The sequence below is a fragment of the Bacillus cereus group sp. BfR-BA-01441 genome, assembly GCF_022663075.1.
Lineage (GTDB): Bacteria > Bacillota > Bacilli > Bacillales > Bacillaceae_G > Bacillus_A > Bacillus_A cereus.
In genome coordinates, this window is sequence record NZ_JAKUEU010000341.1 from 1 (window position 1) to 263 (window position 263).

Here is a 263-nt window from a genome sequence, read left to right on the forward strand (position 1 = left end):
CCTTTATTTGATCATCATGTTGACTATTTTGTTGAGCTTCTTTTACATTATCAGGACTTTTATTTGGCCTTGCTTGTTCCATCTTTTCATTAATGGCATTTGTTTTGTTAACTATTTTTTGATTGATATCATTTGTTTTATTAATAATTTTGTTATTTATTTTAACTACACCATCAATCAATTTATTTTTAACATAATTTTTTAAATTGACAGGTGCATCCCTAACAGATCGCGCTTTTTGTTTTAAAGATTCTTTGAAATTG

Annotated in this window: 1 pseudogene; it reads right to left on the reverse strand. The window is 25.9% G+C overall.

Annotation, left to right across the window (positions count from 1 at the left end):
- Positions 1-263: pseudogene (locus MR107_RS30780) on the reverse strand (hypothetical protein); the annotation flags it as partial.